Origin of the sequence: Microbacterium sp. NPDC058389, assembly GCF_042722305.1 — a bacterium.
Classification (GTDB): domain Bacteria; phylum Actinomycetota; class Actinomycetes; order Actinomycetales; family Microbacteriaceae; genus Microbacterium.
The window spans coordinates 62,985-85,820 of sequence record NZ_JBHXJQ010000004.1 but is presented as its reverse complement, the minus strand read 5'-3'; the positions used below and the strand labels follow the sequence as shown (position 1 = coordinate 85,820).

General features: G+C 67.1%; 21 protein-coding genes and 1 tRNA gene. 12 read left to right on the top strand and 10 right to left on the bottom strand.

All coding sequences use genetic code 11. The features are described from left to right. Positions 1–54: 54 nt before the first annotated feature. Positions 55–975, top strand: a complete 921-nt coding sequence (locus ACFWJ8_RS07230) for a response regulator transcription factor (protein ID WP_378810209.1) — start codon at positions 55–57, stop codon at positions 973–975. A 78-nt stretch (positions 976–1,053) separates the two neighbouring features. Beyond that, positions 1,054–1,407 (top strand): Lsr2 family protein, encoded by a 354-nt coding sequence (locus ACFWJ8_RS07225; RefSeq protein WP_378810207.1) that lies wholly within the window; start codon positions 1,054–1,056, stop codon positions 1,405–1,407. A 64-nt stretch (positions 1,408–1,471) separates the two neighbouring features. Here ACFWJ8_RS07225 and pntB read toward each other — a convergent pair whose 3' ends face one another. Continuing rightward, positions 1,472–2,893 (bottom strand): Re/Si-specific NAD(P)(+) transhydrogenase subunit beta, encoded by a 1,422-nt coding sequence (gene pntB / locus ACFWJ8_RS07220; RefSeq protein ID WP_378810206.1) that lies wholly within the window; start codon positions 2,891–2,893, stop codon positions 1,472–1,474. Beyond that, positions 2,890–4,440 (bottom strand): Re/Si-specific NAD(P)(+) transhydrogenase subunit alpha, encoded by a 1,551-nt coding sequence (locus tag ACFWJ8_RS07215; RefSeq protein WP_378810205.1) that lies wholly within the window; start codon positions 4,438–4,440, stop codon positions 2,890–2,892. The genes pntB and ACFWJ8_RS07215 overlap by 4 nt, the downstream gene beginning before the upstream one ends. 159 nt (positions 4,441–4,599) lie before the next feature. Here ACFWJ8_RS07215 and ACFWJ8_RS07210 point away from each other — a divergent pair, with 159 nt between their 5' ends. The 6 genes from ACFWJ8_RS07210 to ACFWJ8_RS07185 all read left to right on the top strand — a co-directional run bounded on the left by ACFWJ8_RS07210 (position 4,600) and on the right by ACFWJ8_RS07185 (position 10,307). Then, positions 4,600–5,628: a phosphodiester glycosidase family protein gene (locus ACFWJ8_RS07210; protein ID WP_378810204.1), complete on the top strand. Its 1,029-nt coding sequence runs from the start codon at positions 4,600–4,602 to the stop codon at positions 5,626–5,628. A gap of 4 nt (positions 5,629–5,632) precedes the next feature. Then, positions 5,633–6,781: a GtrA family protein gene (locus tag ACFWJ8_RS07205; protein ID WP_378810203.1), complete on the top strand. Its 1,149-nt coding sequence runs from the start codon at positions 5,633–5,635 to the stop codon at positions 6,779–6,781. Next, positions 6,778–7,371: a DUF4956 domain-containing protein gene (locus tag ACFWJ8_RS07200; protein WP_378810202.1), complete on the top strand. Its 594-nt coding sequence runs from the start codon at positions 6,778–6,780 to the stop codon at positions 7,369–7,371. The genes ACFWJ8_RS07205 and ACFWJ8_RS07200 overlap by 4 nt, the downstream gene beginning before the upstream one ends. Then, entirely contained in the window at positions 7,368–8,201 is an 834-nt protein-coding gene (locus ACFWJ8_RS07195) for a polyphosphate polymerase domain-containing protein (RefSeq protein WP_378810201.1), read from the top strand. Before ACFWJ8_RS07200 ends, ACFWJ8_RS07195 begins: the two co-directional genes overlap by 4 nt. Beyond that, positions 8,171–9,892 carry a carbohydrate-binding domain-containing protein gene (locus tag ACFWJ8_RS07190; RefSeq protein WP_378810200.1) on the top strand — a complete coding sequence of 574 codons (1,722 nt, stop codon included), beginning with the start codon at positions 8,171–8,173 and terminating at the stop codon, positions 9,890–9,892. The genes ACFWJ8_RS07195 and ACFWJ8_RS07190 overlap by 31 nt, the downstream gene beginning before the upstream one ends. Before the next feature lie 133 nt (positions 9,893–10,025). Next, positions 10,026–10,307 (top strand): Fe-S cluster assembly protein HesB, encoded by a 282-nt coding sequence (locus tag ACFWJ8_RS07185; RefSeq protein WP_378810198.1) that lies wholly within the window; start codon positions 10,026–10,028, stop codon positions 10,305–10,307. Positions 10,308–10,371: 64 nt separating this feature from the next. Here the strand turns inward: ACFWJ8_RS07185 and ACFWJ8_RS07180 are convergent, their stop codons facing one another. Beyond that, the gene (locus tag ACFWJ8_RS07180) at positions 10,372–11,214 is read right to left on the bottom strand and encodes an endo alpha-1,4 polygalactosaminidase (RefSeq protein WP_378810197.1); all 843 of its coding nucleotides are present in this window, start codon (positions 11,212–11,214) and stop codon (positions 10,372–10,374) included. 52 nt (positions 11,215–11,266) lie between these two features. Between ACFWJ8_RS07180 and ACFWJ8_RS07175 the strand changes: the two genes are divergently transcribed. Further along, positions 11,267–11,338, top strand: a tRNA-Arg gene (locus ACFWJ8_RS07175). Between the two features lie 209 nt (positions 11,339–11,547). Here the strand turns inward: ACFWJ8_RS07175 and ACFWJ8_RS07170 are convergent. The 3 genes from ACFWJ8_RS07170 to ACFWJ8_RS07160 form a co-directional block, all read right to left on the bottom strand. Continuing rightward, a complete protein-coding gene (locus ACFWJ8_RS07170; protein ID WP_378810196.1) occupies positions 11,548–12,678 on the bottom strand; it encodes a tyrosine-type recombinase/integrase in 1,131 nt (376 codons plus the stop codon). A 429-nt stretch (positions 12,679–13,107) separates the two neighbouring features. Next, entirely contained in the window at positions 13,108–14,346 is a 1,239-nt protein-coding gene (locus ACFWJ8_RS07165) for a hypothetical protein (protein ID WP_378810194.1), read from the bottom strand. Continuing rightward, a complete protein-coding gene (locus tag ACFWJ8_RS07160) occupies positions 14,343–15,872 on the bottom strand; it encodes an McrB family protein (protein WP_378810193.1) in 1,530 nt (509 codons plus the stop codon). The genes ACFWJ8_RS07165 and ACFWJ8_RS07160 overlap by 4 nt, the downstream gene beginning before the upstream one ends. Before the next feature lie 370 nt (positions 15,873–16,242). Here ACFWJ8_RS07160 and ACFWJ8_RS07155 point away from each other — a divergent pair, with 370 nt between their 5' ends. After that, entirely contained in the window at positions 16,243–17,868 is a 1,626-nt protein-coding gene (locus ACFWJ8_RS07155; protein ID WP_378810191.1) for an exonuclease domain-containing protein, read from the top strand. 356 nt (positions 17,869–18,224) lie between these two features. Here the strand turns inward: ACFWJ8_RS07155 and ACFWJ8_RS07150 are convergent, their stop codons facing one another. From ACFWJ8_RS07150 to ACFWJ8_RS07135, 4 genes are all read right to left on the bottom strand, one after another. After that, positions 18,225–18,584, bottom strand: coding sequence for a hypothetical protein (locus tag ACFWJ8_RS07150; protein ID WP_378810189.1), 360 nt, complete (start codon positions 18,582–18,584; stop codon positions 18,225–18,227). A gap of 3 nt (positions 18,585–18,587) precedes the next feature. Further along, positions 18,588–19,121 carry a hypothetical protein gene (locus ACFWJ8_RS07145; RefSeq protein WP_378810188.1) on the bottom strand — a complete coding sequence of 178 codons (534 nt, stop codon included), beginning with the start codon at positions 19,119–19,121 and terminating at the stop codon, positions 18,588–18,590. Between the two features lie 180 nt (positions 19,122–19,301). Continuing rightward, positions 19,302–19,457: a TIGR02391 family protein gene (locus ACFWJ8_RS07140; protein ID WP_378810186.1), complete on the bottom strand. Its 156-nt coding sequence runs from the start codon at positions 19,455–19,457 to the stop codon at positions 19,302–19,304. 5 nt (positions 19,458–19,462) lie between these two features. Next, a complete protein-coding gene (locus ACFWJ8_RS07135; RefSeq protein WP_378810184.1) occupies positions 19,463–20,041 on the bottom strand; it encodes a TIGR02391 family protein in 579 nt (192 codons plus the stop codon). A 481-nt stretch (positions 20,042–20,522) separates the two neighbouring features. Here ACFWJ8_RS07135 and ACFWJ8_RS07130 point away from each other — a divergent pair, with 481 nt between their 5' ends. Together ACFWJ8_RS07130 and ACFWJ8_RS07125 are read left to right on the top strand one after the other, a co-directional pair. Continuing rightward, positions 20,523–21,890 carry a hypothetical protein gene (locus tag ACFWJ8_RS07130; protein ID WP_378810182.1) on the top strand — a complete coding sequence of 456 codons (1,368 nt, stop codon included), beginning with the start codon at positions 20,523–20,525 and terminating at the stop codon, positions 21,888–21,890. A 109-nt stretch (positions 21,891–21,999) separates the two neighbouring features. Beyond that, positions 22,000–22,647, top strand: a complete 648-nt coding sequence (locus tag ACFWJ8_RS07125) for a hypothetical protein (protein WP_378810181.1) — start codon at positions 22,000–22,002, stop codon at positions 22,645–22,647. The last annotated feature ends 189 nt before the right edge of the window (positions 22,648–22,836 follow it).

Genomic DNA, 22,836 nt, shown 5'->3' with positions numbered 1-22,836 from the left:
AATGTCGACGCTACGAAAGGCGGCGAGGACGCCGTCACCCGGAAGCAGGTAGTCGTGGGCGCGTCCCTCCCACACAGCGCACCGGTCCCCGGTACACGATCAGGGGGCCGTGGCGCCTTCGGCGCACCCGACGACGGCCTGAGCGACGCGCAGGCCCTCGATCACGCCGTCGCCGAGCTGGTGCGTCGCACCCGCTTCCCCGTCGCATTCGGCGGCCTCGTCCTCGACGGCGCGATCCACGTCACGTCCATCCACGGCGCCCGCACGCACAGCCTCGACGGCCTCGTCGTGGAGGCCGCGCGCGGCCTCGGCGGCCGCGCGCTCATCGAGAAGCGCCCACGGCTGGCGATCGACTACCGTTCGGCCCGCAGCATCACGCACGACTACGACCGGGCCGTGCTCGGCGAGGGCATCGCGACGCTGTTCGCCGTGCCGATCCTCGTCGAGGGCCGCGCCCGCGGGGTCATCTACTGCGGCTCATGGGCCGAGGCGCCCGTCGGCGACGTCGTCGCACGCCCCGCCTTCGCGGTGGCCGACGAACTGTCGAGCGAACTGCGCATCCGCGACGAGGTCCAGCGCCGGCTGACGCTGACGCGGAGTTCCACGCCCCCTTCGGCCCTTCCCGCGGCGACCCGTGAGGGGCTGCGTGAGAGCTACGCAGAGCTGCGCAGCATCGCCGCGATCGTCGGCGATCCCGTGGTGCGCGCCCGGCTCGATCGCCTCGAGCAGCGCCTCGCCGCACTGTCGCACGACGCCGTCGACCAGCCGATCGAGCTCGACGTCCGGCTGTCGCCCCGCGAGGTCGACGTGCTGGCGTGCGCCGCGCTGGGCTCGACCAACGCCGAGATCGCCGCCACGCTGGACCTCAAAGAGGGCACGGTCAAGTCGTACCTCCAATCCGCGATGGCGAAACTGGATGCCTCCACCCGTCATGCCGCCGTCGTCATGGCCCGACGGGCCGGAATTCTCCCCTGACATTCGTGCACGCCTTTTCTCGGCGCGTCGCCCGGAATTGATTGCCTACGCGGAATTGCCCTGCGTAATGTGAATTCCATGGCCCGTAAAATCATCCACCAGCTCGTCGACGACATCGACGGGACCGTTCTCGAAGTCGGCGACGGCGAGACGATCCTTTTCTCGCTCGACGGTGTCGCCTATGAGATCGACCTTTCCGCCGAGAATGCGGCCGCCCTGCGCGACGCCCTGTCGGCCTACACGTCCGCCGGCCGCCGAGTGAGCTCGGGCCGCTCGGCCGCCCCGGCACCCGCAGCCGCCGGTGGCCGTCGCCGCGCCGGTCAGCGCGACCTCGGCGTCGTCCGCGAATGGGCGAAGGCGAACGGCTTCAAGGTCTCCGAGCGGGGCCGGGTTCCGGCATCCATTCTCGAGGCATACGACGCCGCGCACTGACTTTCGTCACGAAAAGGCCCTCACTGCGATCACCATCGCGGCGAGGGCCCTTTTGTATCAGAATTCAGACGGTGATTCGTGAGAGCTGCATGAGAATCTCGTCGACTTTGTCTTTCGCGTCTCCGAAGAGCATCTGCGTGTTCTCCCGATAGAAGAGCGGATTGGCGACACCGGCGTATCCGGATGCCATCGAGCGCTTGAAGACGATCACATTCGCCGCCTCCCACACGCGCAGGACCGGCATTCCGGCGATCGGGCTCGACGGGTCCTCGGCCGCAGCGGGGTTGACCGTGTCGTTCGCGCCGATCACCAGCACGACGTCGGTGCGCGCGAAGTCGTCGTTGATCTCGTCCATCTCGAGCACGATGTCGTACGGCACCTTCGCCTCGGCGAGCAGCACGTTCATGTGGCCCGGAAGACGGCCGGCGACGGGATGGATGCCGAACCGCACCTCGACGCCGCGCTCGCGCAGCTTCTGCACGAGGTCGGCGACGCCGTGCTGCGCCTGGGCGACCGCCATTCCGTAGCCCGGAGTGATGACGACGGTGCCCGCGCCCGCGAGCAGCTCGGCGGCGCCCGCGGCGTCGATCTCGCGGTGCTCGCCGTGCTCCTCCTCGCCTGCCTTCGGCGCCTCGATGCCGAAGCCGCCCGCGATGACCGACAGGAAGGAACGATTCATCGCCTTGCACATGATGTAGCTCAGATACGCGCCCGACGAACCCACGAGGGCGCCGGTGACGATCAGCAGGTCGTTGTTCAGCAGGAACCCGGCCGCAGCCGCCGCCCAGCCCGAGTAGCTGTTGAGCATCGAGACCACCACCGGCATGTCGCCGCCGCCGATGGACGCGACGAGGTGCCAGCCGAGCGCCAGCGCCAGCAGCGTCACGAGCACGAGCAGCCAGAGCTCCGGGGTGAGGACGTACCAGACCGTGAGAGCGACGAAGGCGACGAGCGCGCCGACGTTGAGCACGTTCTTACCCGGCAGCATGAGCGGCCTCGACGAGATGCGCGCGGACAGCTTGAGGAAGGCCACGATCGACCCGGTGAAGGTCACGCCGCCGATGAAGACGCCGATGAAGACCTCCGCGTGATGGATGTCCGCAAGTGCGCCGTCGAGCCCCACGTCGTAGAGCGCGCCGTTCCAGCCCACCAGCACTGCGGCGAGGCCGACGAACGAGTGCAGCAGGGCGATGAGCTCCGGCATCCCCGTCATCTCCACGACCCGCGCGCGCCACAGCCCGATCGCGCCGCCCACGACGACGGCGATCACCAGGAGAACGAGACCGGTCGTGCCCTGCGGGGTCCCCCATGCGCCGGCGGCGGTGAGCCACACGGTCGCGACGAGCGCGACGATCATGCCGACGATGCCGAAGGTGACACCCCGGCGGCTGGTCTCGTGCTTGCTGAGCCCGGCGAGACTCAGGATGAACAGGAGGGCGGCGACGACGTAGGCCGCGCCCGCGACGGCACCTGCGACGGCGATCATCGGGCGTCACCCTTCTGGAACATCGCGAGCATGCGGCGCGTCACGGCGAAGCCGCCGAAGATGTTGATGCTGGCCAGCAGCACCGCGACCGCCGCGAGGATCTGGACCGTCAGGTCGGGCAGCGTGATCTGCACCATGGCGCCGACGACGATGATGCCCGAGATCGCGTTGGTGACGCTCATCAGCGGCGTGTGCAGGGCGTGGGCGACGTGCCCGATCACATAGAACCCGACGACGACCGCGAGCGTCAGCACGAGGAAATGCTGCGGCAGCGGTGGCGGCGCGAACGCGCACACCGCGAAGAGCGCGACGATCCCCGCCACGATGAGGGCCATGCGGGCGCCTGTCGACATCGGAGTGCGGACGGGCGCGGTCGCGGACGTCGCGGCCGGAGTCGGCGTCGGCGCGACCGCCGACACCTGGACGGGCGGCGGCGGCCACGTCACCGCTCCGTCGCGCACGACGGTGACGGTGCGCTGCACGACATCGTCGAAATCGAGGGCGAGCACACCGTCCTTGTCCGGGGTGAGCAGCTTCAGCAGATTGACGAGGTTGGTCGCGAACAGCTGCGACGCCTGCTGCGGCAGACGGCCGGCGAGGTCGGTGTAGCCGAGGATGACGACACCGTTCGCCGTCACGGCCCGCTCCCCCGCGACGGAGCCCTCGACGTTGCCGCCCTGCCCGGCCGCCATGTCGACGATGACGCTGCCGGGCTTCATGCTCGCCACGTCCGCGGCGGTGATGAGCCGCGGAGCCTGGCGCCCGGGGATGAGCGCCGTTGTGATGATGATGTCCACGTCGGCGGCCTGCTCCGAGTAGATCTCGGCCGCACGGCGGTCGTACGCGTCGCTGGTCGCCCGTGCGTAGCCGTCGGCCGACACCTGCTTCTGCTCGTCTGGCACGACGACCTCGAGGTACTGCCCGCCGATCGACGCGACCTGATCGGCCACCTCGGGGCGCGGGTCGGTCGCGCGCACGATGGCGCCGAGGCTCGACGCGGCGCCGATGGCGGCGAGGCCCGCGACCCCCGCCCCGGCGACCAGCACCTTGGCCGGCGGCACCTTGCCCGCCGCCGTGACCTGTCCCGTGAAGAAGCGCCCGAACTCATGGGCGGCCTCCACGACCGCCCGGTAGCCGGCGATGTTCGCCATCGAGCTCAGCACGTCCATCGACTGGGCGCGCGATATGCGCGGCACCGCATCGAGGGCGAGCGCGGTGATCCCCCGCGTCGCGAGCGCCTCGACGAGGTCCGGCCGCAGCGCCGGGCTCAGCATCGCGACGAGGGTCGCGTCGTCAGCCAACCGGTCGATCTCGCCAGGGGTCGGCGCGTTCACCTTCAGCACCACCGGCGAGGCCCACGCCGTGGCCCCGTCGACCACGGTCGCGCCGGATGCCGCGTACGCGGCATCCGGGAACGACGACGCTGCCCCCGCCCCGGCCTCGACGACGACGTCGTAGCCCAGGGCGACGAGCTTGGGAACGGTGGTGGGGGTCGCGGCCACCCGGTTCTCTCCGGGCGCTTCGGCGACGATGCCAATGCGGGTCATGCGTGCCACGATGTCAGACCGTCACGGCGATACGCCACGTAAGTCGCCCGACACGGCCCAAGAAACCACCGAACTTTCTGATCCGATAAGGATTGTTCGCCGGGCGGCCTCATAGGCGACGGCAAGACTCGTCGTAAGTGGGCCTCGTACCCATGAAGCATGGACACGACACGCACACCCCGGAACCCGCCCGAAGGCGACGGCAGGCGACCGCGGTGGAGCCGCCGCACGCGCAACATCGTGATCGCGTCGGGCCTGGTGGTCGCCCTGAGTGCGGGCGGTGGAGCGGTGTGGGCGGCCGACCGCTTCCTCGTCGAGCACGTAGAGATCGCCGACGTCTCGGAGTACGAGGCGCAGAACTCGACGGCGAGCGCGGACGCGACGACCGACGATGCGACGGCCGGCACCGCGACGGACGCCGGCACGACCGTCACCGGATCGTCGTACTCCGACGGCTCCACGTCCATCACGATCTCGACGGTGACCGAAGGGTCGGGGGCCGACACCGTCACCTACTACGTCGCCGACGTGACGCTGTCTGACGCGACCGCCGTCCGCAGCGCCTTCGCCAAGGACCAGTTCGGCGAGAACATCACCGAGCTCACCAGTGCGATCGCCGCCGACAACGACGCGATCTTCGCGATCAACGGCGACTACTACGGCTTCCGCGACACCGGGATCGTGATCCGCAACGGCGTCGTCTTCCGCGACGAACCGGCGCGCGAGGGGCTCGTATTCTACACCGACGGCCGCGTCGAGGTCTACGACGAGACCACGACGACCGCGGCAGAGCTCCTCGCCGACGGCGCCTGGAACACACTGAGCTTCGGGCCCGCGATCGTCGAGGACGGTTCCGTCGTGGACGGCATCGAGGATGTCGAGATCGACACCAACTTCGGCAACCACTCGATCCAGGGCGACCAGCCGCGCACCGCCGTCGGCGTGATCGACGAGAACCACCTCGTGTTCGTGGTGGTCGACGGCCGGCAGTCGGGCTACAGCGCGGGTGTCACGCTCACGGAGCTCGCCGACATCATGGTCGACCTCGGCGCCACGACCGCGTACAACCTCGACGGCGGCGGCTCGTCGACGATGTACTTCAACGGCGAGGTGATCAACCAGCCGTCCAACGGCGGCGAGCGCGGCACGAGCGACATCCTGTACATCGCCGATCAGTCGGCGGGGTGACGCGGTGATCGTCCTCATCCCCGCGTACGAGCCCGGGCCACGGCTCGCGGGCGTGGTCGCCGGGCTGCTCGGCGCCGACCCGGATGTCGAGGTGGTCGTGGTCGACGACGGCAGCGGGCCGGGCGACGCCGCGGTCTTCGCGATGGCCGAAGGCCTCGGAGCGACCGTGCTGCATCACGGCGTGAACGGCGGCAAGGCCGCGGCCCTGCGCACCGGCTTCGACCACGCGCTGCTCGAGCACCCGGGCGACGACGTCGTGACCGCCGACGCCGACGGCCAGCACACGGTCACCGACATCCTCCGCGTCGCCGACGAGCTCCGCGCGGACGCCGCGGCCGGCACGCCGACCCTGGTGCTGGGCTGCCGGGCGTTCGCGGGCCGCGTGCCGTGGCGCTCGCGCGCGGGAAACGCCGTCGCGCGCGGCGTCTTCCGGCTCGCGGCCGGGTGGCCGCTGAGCGACACCCAGACCGGGCTGCGCGGCATCCCCGCCGAACTCGTCGAGTGGGTCCGCGACCAGCCGGGCGAACGTTTCGCGTACGAGCAGAACGTGCTGCTGCGCTGCCGGCGCGCGGGCGTCGCCACGCGCGAGGTGCCGATCGAGACCGTATACCTCGACGGGAATGCGTCGAGTCATTTCCGCCCCGTCGTGGACTCGCTGCGCGTCATGCTGCCGCTCATGCTGTTCGCCGGATCGTCACTCATCGCCTTCGCGGTCGACACCGTCATGCTGCTCGCGCTCACCGCCCTGACAGGAGCCCTGGTGCCGTCGATCGTCGCGGCCCGAGTCGTGAGCGCGTCCGTCAACTTCGCCGTCAACCGTCGCGTGGTCTTCCGTGCGCGCGGGAGCGGAGGGATGCCTCGTCAGCTCGTCCGCTACGCGGTGCTTGCCATCGCCCTCCTGGCATCCAACATCGTGTGGCTCGACGCTCTCACCCGGTACGGCGTGCCGCTCGTGGCGGCGAAGGTGCTGACCGAGGCCGTGCTGTTCGTGACGAGCTACGGGGTGCAGCGCAGCTTCGTCTTCGGCACCGCCCGCGAGGCACAGGAAGGTCGTACGGAACTCGGATCCCGACCTTCTGCGCGTCATAGCAACCCCATAGCGGCCACGGCTCGAATGGATGCCAACGAACACCCCATCGGGAGGAACCCATGACCATCAGCGCATTGATCCTGATCGGCATCGATCTGGCCGCCGCCCTCGTCCTGAGCCTCGGGCTCTACTACCGCCGGCACCACCGCCGCGACCTCGTCGTCGCGTTCCTCGGGGTCAATGTCGGGGTCATGGCCGTCGCTGCGGTGCTCGGCACCGCCGAGGTCGCCATGGGCCTGGGACTCGGCCTCTTCGGCGTGCTGTCGATCATCCGCCTGCGCTCGTCCGAGATCACGCAGCGCGAGGTGGCGTACTACTTCGCCGCCCTCGCGATCGGCCTCGTCACGGGGCTGCCGCAGACCGACCCGTGGCCGGTGGCCGCGATGGTCGCGCTGATCCTCGTCGTGCTGTGGGCCGCCGACCACCCGGCCTTCCTCGCCCGCACACGACACCAGGTGGTGCGCCTGGACCGCGCCGTGTCGGACGACGACGAGCTGCGCAGCGAACTGGAGTCACGGCTCGGCGGCACCGTCAGCTCGACGACGATCCAGGAGCTCGACCTCGTGAACGACACGACCCTCGTCGATGTGCGGTACCGGATGCCGCGCTCCGGCGCGCGGGCCGCGTCCGCGCTGCAGGGAGCCGGGCGATGACGGCGCTGGGCCGCTTCGATCCCGTGACGCTCGACGGGCTCGTGGCCGAGGCATCCCTCCTCACGCGCGTCGACCGCAAGTACGTCGTCCCCCGCGACGGCCTCGATGAGGTCATCGCCGCGCTCGACCCCCGCACGCGGGTGCTGGAGATCGACGGGGCGCGCGAGTTCGCGTATGAATCCGTCTACTTCGACACCCCCGACCTGCTGAGCTTCCGCATGGCCGCGCAGCCGCGACGACGGCGGTTCAAGCTGCGCACGCGCAGCTACCTCGACACCGGCACGTCGTACCTCGAGATCAAGACGCGGGGTGCCCGCGGCACCACCGTGAAGGACCGCGGCGAGTACGACCTGCAGCACCGGGACCGCCTCACCGACGACGCCCGCGACGATGTCGCCGACGCGTTCGCGACCATCGGCGTCGCCGCCGAGCGTGCCGGTGACCTCGACGCCACGCTTCTGACCCGGTACCGCCGCGCGACGCTGCTCGCTCCGGACGGCTCCGGACGAGCGACGGTCGACACCGCGTTGGAGTGGATCGAGCCCGACGGTCGCGGCTTCGCGCTGCCCGAGCTCGCGATCGTCGAAACGAAGTCCGGCGCCAGCCCGTCGGACGTCGACCGCGCGCTGTGGCGCACCGGCCACCGCCCCGCCACCGTCAGCAAGTACGCCACAGGCCTGGCGGCGCTGCATCCCGATCTGCCCCGCAACCGCTGGTCGCGCCTGCTGCGCGGCCCGTTCGCCGACGCGCATCGCGCCGCACCCCAGACCCCGACCCCCACGAACGAGGAGGACTCGTCATGCCCCGTCCCCACCAGCGCCGCCGCCTGATCCTGGCCGCCGCGCCCCTGACCCTCGCCGGACTCGTGCTCGCCGGCTGTGCGACGACCCAGGCCGTCGCCGCGGGTTCGAGCACGCCGTCGACCGACAGCTCGAACACCGAGACCGCCGCCGTCGTCGACTCCGACCTCAGCGCGGCCGCCGTGCTCGCCGCAAACGCCGACGTCACGACGGTGAACGACGACGAATGGAGCACATCGGATGCCGCCGACATCACGCTCACCGGCTCCACCGCCTCCTCCGACTCCGACGCCGTGACCGTCGACGGCTCGACCGTGACGATCACCGCCGCGGGCGTCTTCCGCCTGTCGGGATCCCTCGACGGGCAGATCGTGGTGGCCGCCCCCGACGACGCGCAGGTCGTGCTGATCCTGGACGACGCCGACGTGACGGCATCCGACTCCCCCGCGATCACGGTCACGAGCGCCGACGACGTCGGCCTGTACCTTGCCGACGGCAGCTCGAACTCGGTGTCGGACGCCTCTTCGTACGCCGATGACGCCGACGCGAATGCGGCGATCTCCTCGAAGGCCGACCTGACCATCTCGGGCACGGGAGCACTCGACGTGTCGGGCAACGGCAACGACGGCATCGCCTCGACCGACGATCTCGTGATCCTCTCGGGCGACATCACCGTCGACGCCGTCGACGACGGCCTGCGCGGCAAGGACTCGCTCACGGTCGAGGGCGGAACGCTCGACATCACCGCGGGCGGCGACGCCCTCAAGAGCGACCAGGACGCCGACGCCAGCCAGGGCTTCGTGGTGATCGCCGGCGGCACCGTCGACCTCACGAGCGGCGACGACGGCATCGCTGTCGCCACGGATGCCGTGATCACCGGCGGCACCGTGTCGATCACTGCGGGACCGGATGCCGCGACCGCGTCCGACAGCGCCAAGGGCATCTCGGCCGGAGTGGTCGTCGCGATCGACGGCGGCGACGTCACGGTCGACGCGGCCGACGACGCGATCCACTCGAACGGCTCGGTCGGCATCGGCGGCGGCACCGTGACTGTCGCGACCGGCGACGACGGCATCCACGCGGATCAGCGCCTCGAGATCCGCGACGGCGAGGTCACCGTCACCGGCGCGTACGAGGGTCTCGAGGGCACCGACATCGCGGTGTCGGGCGGCACTGTCGACGTCACCGCGAGCGACGACGGCGTCAATGCCGCCGGTGCGAGCGCGGGCGGCGAGCAGGACACAGGCGAGACCCTGACGATCTCGGGCGGCTCGGTCCGGGTGGTGTCGGGCGGCGACAGCCTCGACTCCAACGGCTCGATCTCGGTCAGCGGCGGCACCACGGTGCTCAGCGGTCCGAGCGACTCGGGCGGCCAGGGCGCCCTCGACGCCAACGGCACGATCACGATCGACGGCGGTGAGGTGCTGGTGGCCGGCACCGCGCTGGTCGACCCGACCGGGTCGCAGCAGTGGCTCGCGGCGAGCGCGAGCGGTTCGGCGGGAGCCACCGTGACGGTGATGGATGCCTCCGGCACCGTGATCGCCACGTTCGAGGCCGGTCGCGACTTCAGCGCCGTGTTCTACAGCGGCCCCGCGCTCGCCGACGGCGGCTCGTACACCGTGGCCGTCGACGGCGCGACGGCCGCGACCGTGACGGAGGGCTCCAACGTCGCCGGCGGAATGGGCGGCCCCGGCGGCGGGGGCGGCGGTCGCCGGCCGTGACCGACCGAGCCGAGGCGCGGACCGAAAACGTGGGAGCTTCCTCCGAATCGGCACAGGTCGGCGCGTACGGGTTGCGGACCGGCGCGGTTCTCGGAATCGTGGCCGGTCCACAGCCCCAACGGAAAGGAAAAGCATGCTCACGCTGACCCAGACCGCCGCCGAGGCCGTCAAGGAGATCGTCTCGCGGGTGCCCGCCGTCCAGGACGGAGGAGTCCGCATCCGCGACACGGGAGGCGCCGGTGGATTCGAACTGAGCGTCGCCCCCGACCCCCAGCCCGCCGACACGGTCGTCGTCACCGACGGCGCCCGCGTGTTCCTCGACGAGACTGCTGCGATCGCACTCGAGGATCGCGTGCTCGACGCCGAACTCGCCGAGGACGGCGCCGTGCGCTTCGCCCTCGCGACGCGGGGCTGACGCCGCACTTCGGGCCCCGGCATCCACTTCCCGCACGACTCGGGGAGGGATGCCGGGGCCTTCGCTATCCGCGCAGGTCGGCGCCGTCGCACAGCGCGAAGACGTAGGCCTCGTCGTCGGGACCGACGAGATCGCGGTCGCGCAGCACCAGCGACGCGGGCGCCGACGGATCGGCGCAGGCGGCGGCGAAGTCCACGTCGGTGTCGGAGTACTCGACGGCGATCACGTGCGCGCCGTAGGCGTCCGCGTACAGGCCGCACTCGTCGTACACGGTGCACTCCTCGGCCACCGCGAAGTCGAATCCGGCGATCTCGTGAAGCAGGTCGGCGTCCTCGGCGGCGTTCTTCTGCGCTGCGGCCAGCCCGGCGCCATGAGCGGCATCGACGAGCATCGTCGCGAGCGCGAGGTTGTCGTCGAGCGTCAGCGCCCCGTCGCTGCGCTCGTACGTGTCGAGGTTGTCGAACTCCACGGCGTCGAAGCCCGCCTCGGCGCAGCCCAGGATCCACGGTTCGACGACGCCCGCGATGAGCGCACGCTTCGCGTCGGTCGACGTGTCGAGCAGCGCCTCGTCCGGCCACTCCGGATCGAAGACCACGTCACCGTCGTGATCGGACAGCAGCGCATCTGCGGGCCACGTGTCGAGCTCACCCGGCTGAGTCTGGAAGCCGTTGACGTAGCAGATCGAGTAGAGGTCGGGCGCGGGGTCGGCCGTGCGGTCCCGCGCGACGATTCCCACCCCGTCCGGCGGCTGATACGCCACGCCGAGCTGGTAGTCGGGCGCCGCGCCCGCGGGAGGCAAGGTGATGTGCGGCGCGGGCGCGGTGCCGGCGCAGCCCGCGAGCCCCGCGGCGAGCGCGAGCGCCACGGCGGCACGGCGCGCGCGGTGAGGCTGTCGGCTGTCGAGCACGCAGTGAGGGTACACGGCGCGTGCGTGCGGCCCGGGTAGACTCGTCCGGCCAGCCTCTGTAGCTCAATGGAAGAGCAGTTCCGTCCTAAGGAAACGGTTGGGGGTTCGAGTCCCTCCAGGGGCACAGTCTCTTTTCGCCTCTGACCAGGTTTTTCCTCTGTGGTCAGACCACTCAGAATGCGGTTTTGGCCGCTTTTTGGCCGCATGTGAGAAAGCTATGAGCCGAAGGGAAGGCCCTTCGCAACGCTTCATCCGGCGTCTCGGAGCGCCGAAAACGAGCATTTCGGGCGTCTCGAGCCACCTCGGAAAGCTGAGCAATCTGCTCTCTGCGGGTTACTGCGGTCGGGCGTACCGGGTCTGCGGACCCGCCGGCAGCGCCACGAACGGCATGGCGTCGTTGAGGCGCGATGCGACGGCATCCAGATCGTCGTCGAAGAGGTCGGCGTAGGTGTCGAGCGTCATGGCCGCCGATGCATGCCCGAGCATCCGCTGCACGGCCTTCACGTTGGCGCCGGAACTGATCGCGAGCGATGCGGCGGTGTGGCGGAGATCGTGAGGCGTCAACCGCGGGATCGATGGATCGATGGCCTGCGCACGCAGGACCGCGTTCGCGAACCACCCCTGTGCGCCTGAGTTGCGCATATGGTTGACGCCGTCGCCGAAGAGCAATCCTTCCGGGCCCTTGCCCGCGCAGGCCTGTTCGATCATCGGAGCGAGGCGCTCGGGGTAGGGCACCGAGCGCTTCTCGTGCGTCTTGGGCGTGCCGACATGGATCTCGTATGCGATCATCACCGCGTTCTCCTCGATGACGAAGCGTCGTCGGAGCCGGTTCACGCTGCGGACGCGCAGCCCTGTCGCCTCACCCCAGCGGAGGCCGGTGTAGGCCAAGGTCAGGACCATCGTCGGATGCGCCGAGCACGCTGCCAACGTCGCCACCTGGTCGTGCGAGAGATAGACGCGGCGCTTGCCGGGCCCGCGCTGAGGAAGGTTGCGCACATGGCGGGCCGGGTTGCTCGCGAGGCGGCGATCGTCGATCGCGACGTCGAGGATGCCGGCGAGGACTCCTAGGGCGCGGATGACCACGGTCCGCGACTTCTGCGTCGCGAGGTCGGACACCCAATCCTGTACTTCGGAGCGCCGGATAGACCAGATCTCCCTGTCTGCCCAGACGGGAGCGACGTGGTTCTTCCACGCACGCTCAAGCGTCATGTAGTACGAAGGCTTCGACATCGGCGGTTGCTTCGACCGGAGCCAGCTGTCGGCGAACATCCGGACCGGCACCCGCGACGCCACGGGATCGATGTACTCCCCCTTCGACTTCGACACGGTGACCATGGACAGGTAGAGCTTCGCCTCGCGCATCGTCGTGAAGCCCCGCTTCTGCGTCTCGGCGCCATCCGGCTTGCGGTAGCGCACGCGGTAGCGGCGGCCCTTCGCCGTTTCGTACGGGGTGATGGTGCCCATCTCGACCTCCGCTCGTACCTGGCTCCACGGTCAGTATTGGGACAGTGTCGGACACTCATCGGATGCCGTCAATGCGGCCGGTGAGAGATGTGGGTAGATAGCGAAAGACGTCGTCAACTGGCGTTGAGGTGGACGGGCGCCTCCCTCCGACGCCGAGAGTGTAGCGCTCGCGCCCGACTCCGTTCTCGCCGCTCACTCCTTGCAGACTCCGCGCTGGCGCGCGTCGCTTAGCAGCCGTTCGACGACGAGCACTGCGCCGCGCCCGATCGCTAGAGCCGCTGACTATCGGAGGGAAGGGCGCTGTGCGTAACAGCCTACAGCGGCCACGTGTGCGATCCAGATCTACGCGGGGACGTGCGCAGGACGATCCTGAGCGTCGATGTCGATCCAACTCTGTGAAATTCAGCTGAGGTGGGACTTCCCCTCGTGTCAGGCGGTGGCCAAGAGGCTGGGGGCGGCCCGCTCTATGTGCGCGCGAGCAGACTCTGCGAAGCGGCGCTCGGAGTCCTCGGGATCAGTGCCGTCGCCAATCACCCAGCGGAGGCGCGAAACTTGGATGTCGCCGACCTTTAGCGACGGATGAAGTACGTCCATCTGAGCAAAATCCGCGATAACTGCGTGCGCACTCTTGTACGCCGCCGCGAAGAGGACGGCTTGAGCGAGGTCCTGGCGATTCCAGCTTCGATCGCCAATCTTGTACTTGACGTCTCCGGTGAATGGAGGTGGCCCGATCTCGAGGTCGGGATTCACGGACACAAATGCCGGTAGCAGGTGGCGTCCACCGGTCTTGACCACGCGCATCGGGGCGAGCGCTTCGGCGAGCACCTCACGGATCGCGTCCTCGGCAACGGCCGCCGAGTTGAAGAGGAACGTCCCCGACCTGTGGTCGCCCGATTCGAGGGCGCGACCGACCCCGGTCAGAATGTCGATCGCGTACTTCAGAGCCGGCTGGTAGTGGCGATATCGCGCGGGGAGACGGTCGAGATCAAAGTCCTCCCTAGCTTCAGTGGATGCAGGGGGCAGCTCGCGTGCAAAGTACGCCAGCCTCATTCGAAGGCGATCGTCAACCGCCGGGGAGCGAATGGACTGAGAAACAGCCGCTGCGAGGAAGTGGTTGAACGGCGTGGCTTCGGTGAAGTCATCGAACTCGCAGTCAGCAAGAACACGGCCCTGCAGCCACTGGCGGGAGGTTGTCACCAAGTTGACGTGGCCGCGCACGACTGGAAGACGCTCCGCGGAATGCACGTAGTCCTTCACAAGGCCTCGCCGGAACAGGGTGTCGAGCTCTCCAACAAACCACTCGATAACTAGTCGCTGAAGACCTGATGCTGCCTCCAGCGACGTCATAGACGAGTCGACGCGCGGCATGCCGTTTGAGCGAGCGAGCAGATGCATGAAGTGCTGCATGCCGATCTTCGGTTCGACGATTATCGTCAAATCTGGGAGCCCGACAACGCCCACTACGTTGCCGACTTCGACACGCCAGCTGCCCCCGAAGAGTTTGGTCAGCCGGAAGACAGACCGGGAATCGTCGCTGTACGCGCCGTTGCTTCCCCACCACCGGCGCTCACCCGCGAGTTTCTTGCCGAGCAATGCCAGCCTCGCCGCTTGATCGTCGGTGAGAGAATGTATGGCGGTTCGAGCCTCCGCGAGGTGGAGCGTTTTCATTCGCCGAAGAGGCTCTCAACGCTCAGGCCCTCAAGACTGGCGACGTTTCCGCCGACGTAGTCCTCCAGCAACGGCTGCACCTGTCGTTCCCAAACTGCCCGCAGAGTAGCCCCACTCATTCGATCCAGCATGAAGTAGCTGTGGCCGATGCCATGGTGACGGTCGCCCATGAGAGCGAAGACTGCTTCATTCAGGGCGTCGAAACCGGAATAGAGGGACGGTCCCAGCTCATTCACATGGCCGTCCTCGGAGTAGTGCGCCTTCAGAATCTCCGATGACGGCTTGACATCGAAGAAGTCGAAACGCCTACGCAGCGCAAAGTCCACGCTCCTGATGCTTCGGTCCGCGGTGTTCATGGTTCCGATGATGAACAGCTGTTCCGGCAAGGCGAATCTATTCCGGTACATGAGTCGGACCTCCTGCTCGCGGTATTCAAGCAGGTAGTACAGCTCGCCGAACACACGGGGGAGATTCGCCCGATTCATTTCGTCGATGATCAGCACGCGCGGCTGGCCGTCCTCTGCGATCGCGTCGGCCAGTTGGACGATCGTCCCGGCAACTGGGGCGAACTCGAACGCGCCAGCCGGGCCAATGGTGGGGCGGAGACCCTCGACGAACTCCTCATACCCGTACGTCGGATGAAACTGAACCACTTCGATCTGGGGATTGTTGTCGACGTATCCCGCTTGCCCAAGAAGGAAGGCAGCAAGGTGGCGAGCAACGAAGGTCTTGCCCGTACCTGGAGGTCCCGCCAACACAATCTGCGGACTCGCGTCCCGAAGACTCTCAACCGTGTTCAGAATCTCGTCCTCGGACCAGTGGATCGCGTTTGCGATCGTGCTGAGTTCCGCCTGCCCCACGTCGTGGAACGCCGCAACGTCGAGCACTCCCGGCTCCGCCGCGGGGCGATGCTGGCTGGGGAGGGCGTCAGTTGTCGGAAGAATCGTCAAGAGCTCTGACAGCCAGCGGAGGTGCCGTTTGATGTCCCCGTCACTTGGGATCCCCTCTCGGTTGTACCGGAAGGCCAGCAAGTTGCCGCGAGCGTACTGGGCGCCGAGACCCGGGTCCCGGAGGTCGACATTGCGAGTTGCTTCGTCCATCAACGGGGTTCTCGCGGCCGGTGATTCGGATACCCGGCCCCATCCATCTGAAACGTTGGCTTCGATGCCAGCCGCATCCAGCTTGGTTACGCCCTGGTTGAGCGACAGATAGGCCGCAGATCCGTCCGCGGCGAACAGCAGCACGACGTACCAGCCGAGCGTGGGGCGGGGCGATTGAGCGGGGTCGAACACCCGGACCCAGGGCACCTTTGCATTGTTGCCAGCCCCGTTGCTTCCCTTCACCTGGGATACATGATCATCTGACGCGGCGAGGAGTGCGGCGAACTCGGCCGCGATTGCGTTGATCAGTTCCCGGCGGCGCGACATCGCGGGCGAAGCCAGGGGGGTGAAGTGGACCTGGAGCTCAAGCACTCCCTGGATCAATTCGCCAAGGCCACGTGGGAGGCTTTGGAGTTCGTCTGTCATCTCGCCAACCTATTGCAGGCGAGAATTCGGTAGCACGCGCCATTCCGTGCGTCGTGGGCGAGGGATCACACTCGATCCAAACTCGCGCGTGCCGATCGTCCGAGGCTGGATCACCGCTCACGCTTCGCTGATCCGAGCGGCTGGAATCTCTGTGGCGAGTTGCGGCCGCCTTGAGCACCTCCAGCAGTAGCGAGTCGCCCGATGCCCGGCGGCCAAGCGCTCACATGGAGGTGAGTAACGGGAACTGAACTTGTTAGTCACTCGACGCCATACCCATGGGTAATCGCGAGCGTACGACCCACGTCGGCGCGCCGCGGCATGATGGGTCGAGTGCGCTCGGCAATCGGCAGCGCGGGACGTGGGGAGAAGCATGGGCTGGCTCGATTGGCTGTTCGGCGACGGTAGCGCGAAGAAGGATGCGGCGGCGCCGCGGGTGGCGTCGCCGCCTCCGGCTTCGCGGCAGCCCCACTTCGCCATCATCGACGTGGAGACGACGGGCCTGTCCCCCAAGACGGACCGTGTGCTAGAGATCGCAGTCGTGCGGGTGGATCAAGGCGGCAACGTCGTCGACGAGTGGTCAACCCGGTTCAACCCCGAGGGGCCTGTCGGCGCAACACACATCCACGGCATCACGCAGGCCGATGTCGCGAACGCGCCTCTGTTCCGCGATGTCGCCGCTTCCGTCGTGCCGTACATCGCGGGGCTGCCCATCGCCGCGCACAACGCACGCTTCGATCTTGCGTTCCTCCGCGCGGAGTTCCGCCGCGCCGGCTGGGACGTACCGTGGCTGCCCGCGTACTGCACGCTCGACGGCAGCCATCACTACATGCCTAATCTGGACCGTCGTCGCCTAGTGGACTGCTGCTGGAGCGCTCGCATCCCGCTGAACGACGCTCACTCGGCGCTCGGCGATGCCCGTGCGACAGCCGGACTGCTCCGTCACTATCTGCAGGCGCAGGGTCGAGTGCGTCCGCACCCGGCACTCATCTCGGTGCAAACGGACGCCCGAGGCGTGGTGTGGCCATTGGGACCGAGCCGTGCACCGCTCGCATTCCTGCCGGACGAGCGAGCCTCGGCGCGGCCGCGTCCCATCAGGGTGACCAGCGCGAAGCCGAAGCACCCTGCGCTCATCACACAACTGTCGAAACTCAGTCTTGTCGAAGTGCTTGACGAGGGGGCGCCTGTCGGATCACTGACGTACGTCGAAACCCTCCTGGACGCACTGGAGGATGGAGTCATCTCCGAAGACGAAGCCGCCGCTCTGCAAGACCTCGTCGAGGTTTACGAGCTGAGTGACGCCGATGTCGCTGACGCACACCAGGCCCTCGTTCTCGCTCTCGCACACAAGGCGTTGGACGATGGCCATGTCTCCCGCGACGAGCGGACCGAACTCGAATCCATCGCATCGTCGCTGCGGCTGTCGAGCGAGCTCGTTCCGAAGCTGATCGCCGCGGCAGATGCCGCACGTGCAACACGGCTGAGCGCGAAACTCGGTCCGCTTCCTGCCGACTGGGCACTCGGGGAGCCGCTACGCGTCGGCGACAAGGTCGTATTCACGGGCTTCGACGGGCGAGAGCGTGAACGAGCACGACTGGAGCGGCGAACCCAGGAACTCGGCGTCCGCGTGATCGGAGCCGTTTCCGGCCTCACCGCGATGCTCGTGAGTGACGGCTCCTTCGCAGGGGGAAAGCTCTCGCGAGCACACGAACTGGGGACCCGGATTGTTGACCCCGAGATGTACGCCATGCTCCTCAAGCACCTGCAACCCGCCAAGGTCGCGGCCCCCGAGACGAGACGTACCAAAGAACCGACCACGACCGCCGTCGCTGGGAGTACACCTGTCACGGTTCAAACGACCACTTCTCCCGGTGAGATCCGCGCATGGGGCATCGAGAACGGCTACACCGTCGGAGTTCGCGGCAGGCTCTCGGCAGAACTCGTTCGGGCCTACGAGCTTGCGCTGCTCGACGCGCAGAAGGAGCCTGCAGGTTCGTAATCGGGTCGTCCAGCGGACACACCGTCATACTCGGCTTCCGAGTGGGTGCCCGCGCCGGCAACTGCCGCGGATATATATCTTCGGAACGTGTTGCCGGCCGGCGGCGAATGGGCCGGGCGGGGGCGGTGGTGCGACGTATACGCCGTTCTCGACCACGTGCTCAATTGGCTGCGTTGTGGTCGCCTCAGATGAGTTCGCGGCTGATCTCCTGCCCGCCGAGGAGGTGCCCGAGGGAGGTCAGCGTTTCTCTCCGTTCTCCCGGAGTGCGGACCTGTGTCTGTCCCGCCGGCAAGGCGCCGTCGTCGACCCTGGTCTCGGCGAACGGGCGGCCTCGGTCACGACTACTTCTCTGGGATCTAGAAGGGGTCGTCTTCCAGATCGCGCAGAACCTCGGTAGCCAAACCATCAACAAAGCCCGATGCTGACCGGCGCGCAATCTGGTACAACTCGCTCAACGCCTTCCGCGCATCCTCCGCGCCGGAGTCGACTACCAGCTCCGGGCCGGGCTTTTGCGACTCGGGATAATAGATCTCGAAGATGTACGGAGCGGCTCCGTCGCCGTCGCGCGAGCGGACGTAGTAGCGGAAACGCCGGCTCTTTGTGAGGTACTCATCCGGCTCGTGTGCCGACACTTCCCACGACAGCCCATTCGGAGTCTGTGTCTTTCGGGCGAGACGTTCGAGAATTTGGATGATCTCGGTAGGTTCGAGGTTCATTTCCTAGCCATCCGCCCTTTTCTTCTTCTGCTTCTCAGCATCCGCGCTCCGTTGAAGAGTTGCAATCGCCTCACCCGTCTCGCGGCTCGCCGTCTGTATCTTGGTCTGGACTGGCCTGACCATCGCCTGCACATCGGGCTCCGCTTCGTCGTAGAGCGTCGATTTCAGGTCACCCGCTGCCTTCGCCGCCGCCGCCAAAGCCTTCGTCACTTTGTGGTCCTTCAGGGCGGGGTCTGACTTCAGCGCTCCAACCATGGATGCCACACGGCGACTGTATGTGACGAGGGCCACAGACACTTCATCTCGGCTCTTTGAGCGAGCAGCCTTATCGACAGCATCCTCAAGCGAATGAACGTCGGGGAGCATCACCAATAGGTCGTTGTACAAAAGACGCCGCTGCAGCGCACGATTCGAGGCCACCGTCGCGTTCGCCGTGCGGACGAGTTGCCAGATCGCCAGCCCGAATCCGAGGATCGCTACAACTACCTGAAGCAACCCGAAGACGTCTCCACGAGTCCACTCGGCGGTCCAGATCACAGCGAGAGCATATTGCAAGACGAAGCGACCGCTACCCCACACTGCCGCTGACCTGAGAGCGCGGATCGGGACATCGCGTTCCCGCGATCATTTGGCCGCTGAGAGGGGACCGCTTAACAGGCGCTCCCCGCAACGAGGGTTTCGGCTCCGCGCAGATGCGCACCTGTAGCGGCTAGACCGTCACAAGCTCGCATCGCTCGACCCACCGCGCGAGGATGCTGAGGGTCGCCAGTTGTTCGAGCGCTTCCTGCTTGGCAGCTCGTCAGTGGAGTGCGAGGCGGGGTTGCGAATCGCGGCGAAGACGCCTTGTGCCATGTTCAGGATGCCCTGACGCATCGACTTCACTGTGCGGTCATCATCATTTCCGGGCCAGCGGAGCCGTGGCTTGCCTTCCTGGGGGGGGCAGTGAGCGAAAACGCCTGAGACATGAGGTCAGCGTCTCCTAGTTCATATCGCCCTATCTGATCCTTCACAAGCCCGCTGAGCGCAGTTGCGGCTCTCTGCACGGCGTCGGAGTAGTGGGCCGACTCCCAACGCTTCGAGGCCGCGCCCCAGATGAGAGGGTGAAGCGCGTCGGCCTTCATGGTTGGAGCGTTGCTCCCGAGCTTCGCTCGAGTCTCGGCGTCGGTGCGCAGCTTCCCGATCGCATACTCTGCCTTGTCGAGCCCCGACGACACCCAGTAGGAGTTGCTCATCGACCCGCGAAGGAGTATTTCAGGCAGTTCGTCTTCCCCAAGCGCTCTTGCGAGCACTCGCCGGGTCTGATCCTCGCGCGCTCGAAGCGCAGTGAACTGAGCACTCCCTGGGTCAACGTAGTTGTTGCGTTCAGTCCGCCCAGAGCCACCGTATGAAGATCCTCGAATCTGGTTTACGGTCTCGATCCACCACTCAAGCACCCCGATTGCCCACACTTCGTCCATCTCGGCAGACTAGCGATTGACACGCGTTCGTTCTGGCTCGGAGCCCCGGCAACCCCGCACTCAGCTCGCCTCCGCACTCACCTCGGACAGTAGGGTCATGTGTTCCTCTGAGATCGACCCGTGCTCTGGATATCTGGCCGAATGCCGGTCCTCCGCCGCGCCGGGCTTCGACCGAGTGCGTGACTCGGTGGCTAGCGGAGTCGAACGGTAGCAGGTGGCCGCCGCGGTCCCGACTCGACCGCTAGCCGGAATCCACCGACGCTGCGTTCTTCGTTAGGAAGGTCCCGGTACAGGTAGCGCATGATTTCCGGGCTAGCCGCTAGCACCTTGGGCGGATCGACCTAGTTGAAGCATGCGACGAGCGGCTCACCTCCGTCGAGCACGCAACTCGGCCGCGCAACGCGCTCGGTTCGAAATGCCGAAGAGGGTGTGAGGTTGCCGATAGCGTTCGGTTGTAGGTCATGTCAACAACGGAGTCCTGATGGCAGAAGAGAACCCCTGGAACGCCGCGCGTCTGATCCCGACGTCTGGGATCAACGGTGCTGAGGAGCAGGAGCGGCGAGCGACTTCCGCTCTGCTCGCGGTTATGAGTTCGGTGAAGGAATACGGCCGGGTGGTGACCGGTCGTATGGGGGCGCCGGCGGGTGTGCTCGAGACGTTCATCGAGGTGCCGTTCCAGTTGGGTGACAAGAAAGTCTTTCCTGACGGCCTTATTCGAGTGAAGCGCGGGAGCAAGGTCTGGACCGCTCTTGTGGAGGTCAAGACAGGCAACAACGAACTGCAGCGGGAGCAGCTGGAGAACTATCTCGACGTGGCGCGGGAACATCGCTTCGATGCGTTGCTGACGATCTCCAATGAGATTCCGCCCGCGGCGGGCACGCATCCGACCGTTGTTGATAAGCGGAAGTCGAAGTACGCGACCATGCACCATCTGTCTTGGACAGAGGTGCTGACTGCCGCGATCATGCAGAAAGAGTTCCGTGGCGTCGCCGATCCCGACCAGGCGTGGATCCTGGGTGAGCTGATCCGGTACCTCGAGCATCCGAAGTCCGGCGCCGTCGAGTTCACGGACATGGGTCCGAGCTGGGTACCCGTCCGTGATTCGGTGTCGACTGGGACACTTCGCAAGAGCGATAAGGATGCTGCGCAGGTGGCGGGCCGGTTCGATGCGTTGCTGCGTTATGGCGCGCTCAAGCTCGGGCAGCGACTTGGCGCCGACGTCACGCAGGTGTTGTCGAAGACGGAGGTCGGCAACCCGGCGCTTCGGATTGCGGCCGTCACGGAAATGTTGGTAACGGAGGGCAAGATGTCGGGCGCGATCCGCATCCCGAACGCGGTGTCGCCGTTGACCGTGACTGTTGATATCCGTGCGGCGCAGGTCACCTGCTCTTTCTCCACGAGCGCTCCCGCCGAGGGCCGGCCCACCACGAGGATCAACTGGTTGCTGCGTCAGCTGAAGGACGCGCCTGACACTCTCCGGATTGAGTCGTTCGCCGTGCGCCAGCGTGGCGGGACCGCGGAGCTTTTGAAGGCCGCTCGCGAGGATCCGAGCGTCCTTGTGGCTGACCCGACGAAGGAGATCAAGTCGTTCACGGTTACGTACATCGGAAAGATGGGCGGCGCACGGCTTGCGGGCAGGTCCGGCTTCATCGATTCGGTGATGGACGCGATCCTCGAGTCCTATGAGGTCGTAGGCCAGCGACTTAAGGACTGGTCTGCCGCCCCGCCTCGCCTCCGCAAGCCGGACGAGGTCGTGGTGGACGAGCAGGTGCCGAAGGACATTCCTTCGGCGGCGCTCTCGTCCCAAGACGACGAGCTGCCGGGTTCTTCGGTGACCGACGCGCCGTAAGCTCCACTACGAGATCTCACGCATCCAGCGGTTGACGAGGTCGCGCAGACGGGCGCGTGCGCCCGATCGCCGGTCCTTCAATGTCGGACGTTCACCTTAGGTTGACGACATGAGCGAAGTCGCAACCGGGAAACGCCCACCACGCGTTGAGACGATCGCGTCCGCACTACTGGGTCCTGTTCCGGTCACGGCGACCGTGTACCTGGTGGCCGGCTTCGGGTCGTTATTCGGCCAAGCCTGGGCCATCGCACTGTTTTGGTCCGCGACTCTGCTCGTCGCTGGGCTAACGATCACGGTGCTTGCTGGCGCGCGCCCGCTTCCTCGATTGGCTGACCAGAGTCATCTCCTCAACCGCCTGTCGTGGCTCGGTCGCTTTGGGACGGCGGCGTTCCTTCTGTGCGTTTCGACGTTTCTCGGTGGTTTGGCCGGAACGGCCGTTCCCGGGGGCTCGGCTCAGCAGGTCGGCGACGCGCTGTCTTCGCTCGTTGGCGTTGCGGGTACTTACGCGATCCAGGCAGCGATAGTGATCTTTCTGATCTGGCTGGCTATTGACGTCAAGCGGCTCGGCGTCGAGGGTCGTCGAGCAGGCTTCGCCCGTTCAGTCACCTACTTGGCAGGCCCGCGCATCGCGACAGCGTGCAATCACCCTGCGGTCACACGCTGGCTGATCACACTCACGTCACCATTCCTGGTGTCGCTTGCTGCAGTGACCGGGATCGTCCCGACGTTTCTGCGGATGTTCGGGTCTGTGTCCTAACCGAACGAGGCCTCCCTCGCCGCTCCCGCTACTCGGTACGCGTTTAGCCCACCCCGTGGTCGTGCGTCCCCGGTGCTCCTAACTGACAATGCAACGAGCACTGATGCAAGCGATCGAACTAGAACCGGCGACCGCACCATCGACAATTGACCGACTACGAGGACCGAAGACCAGACCACACGAGCCACC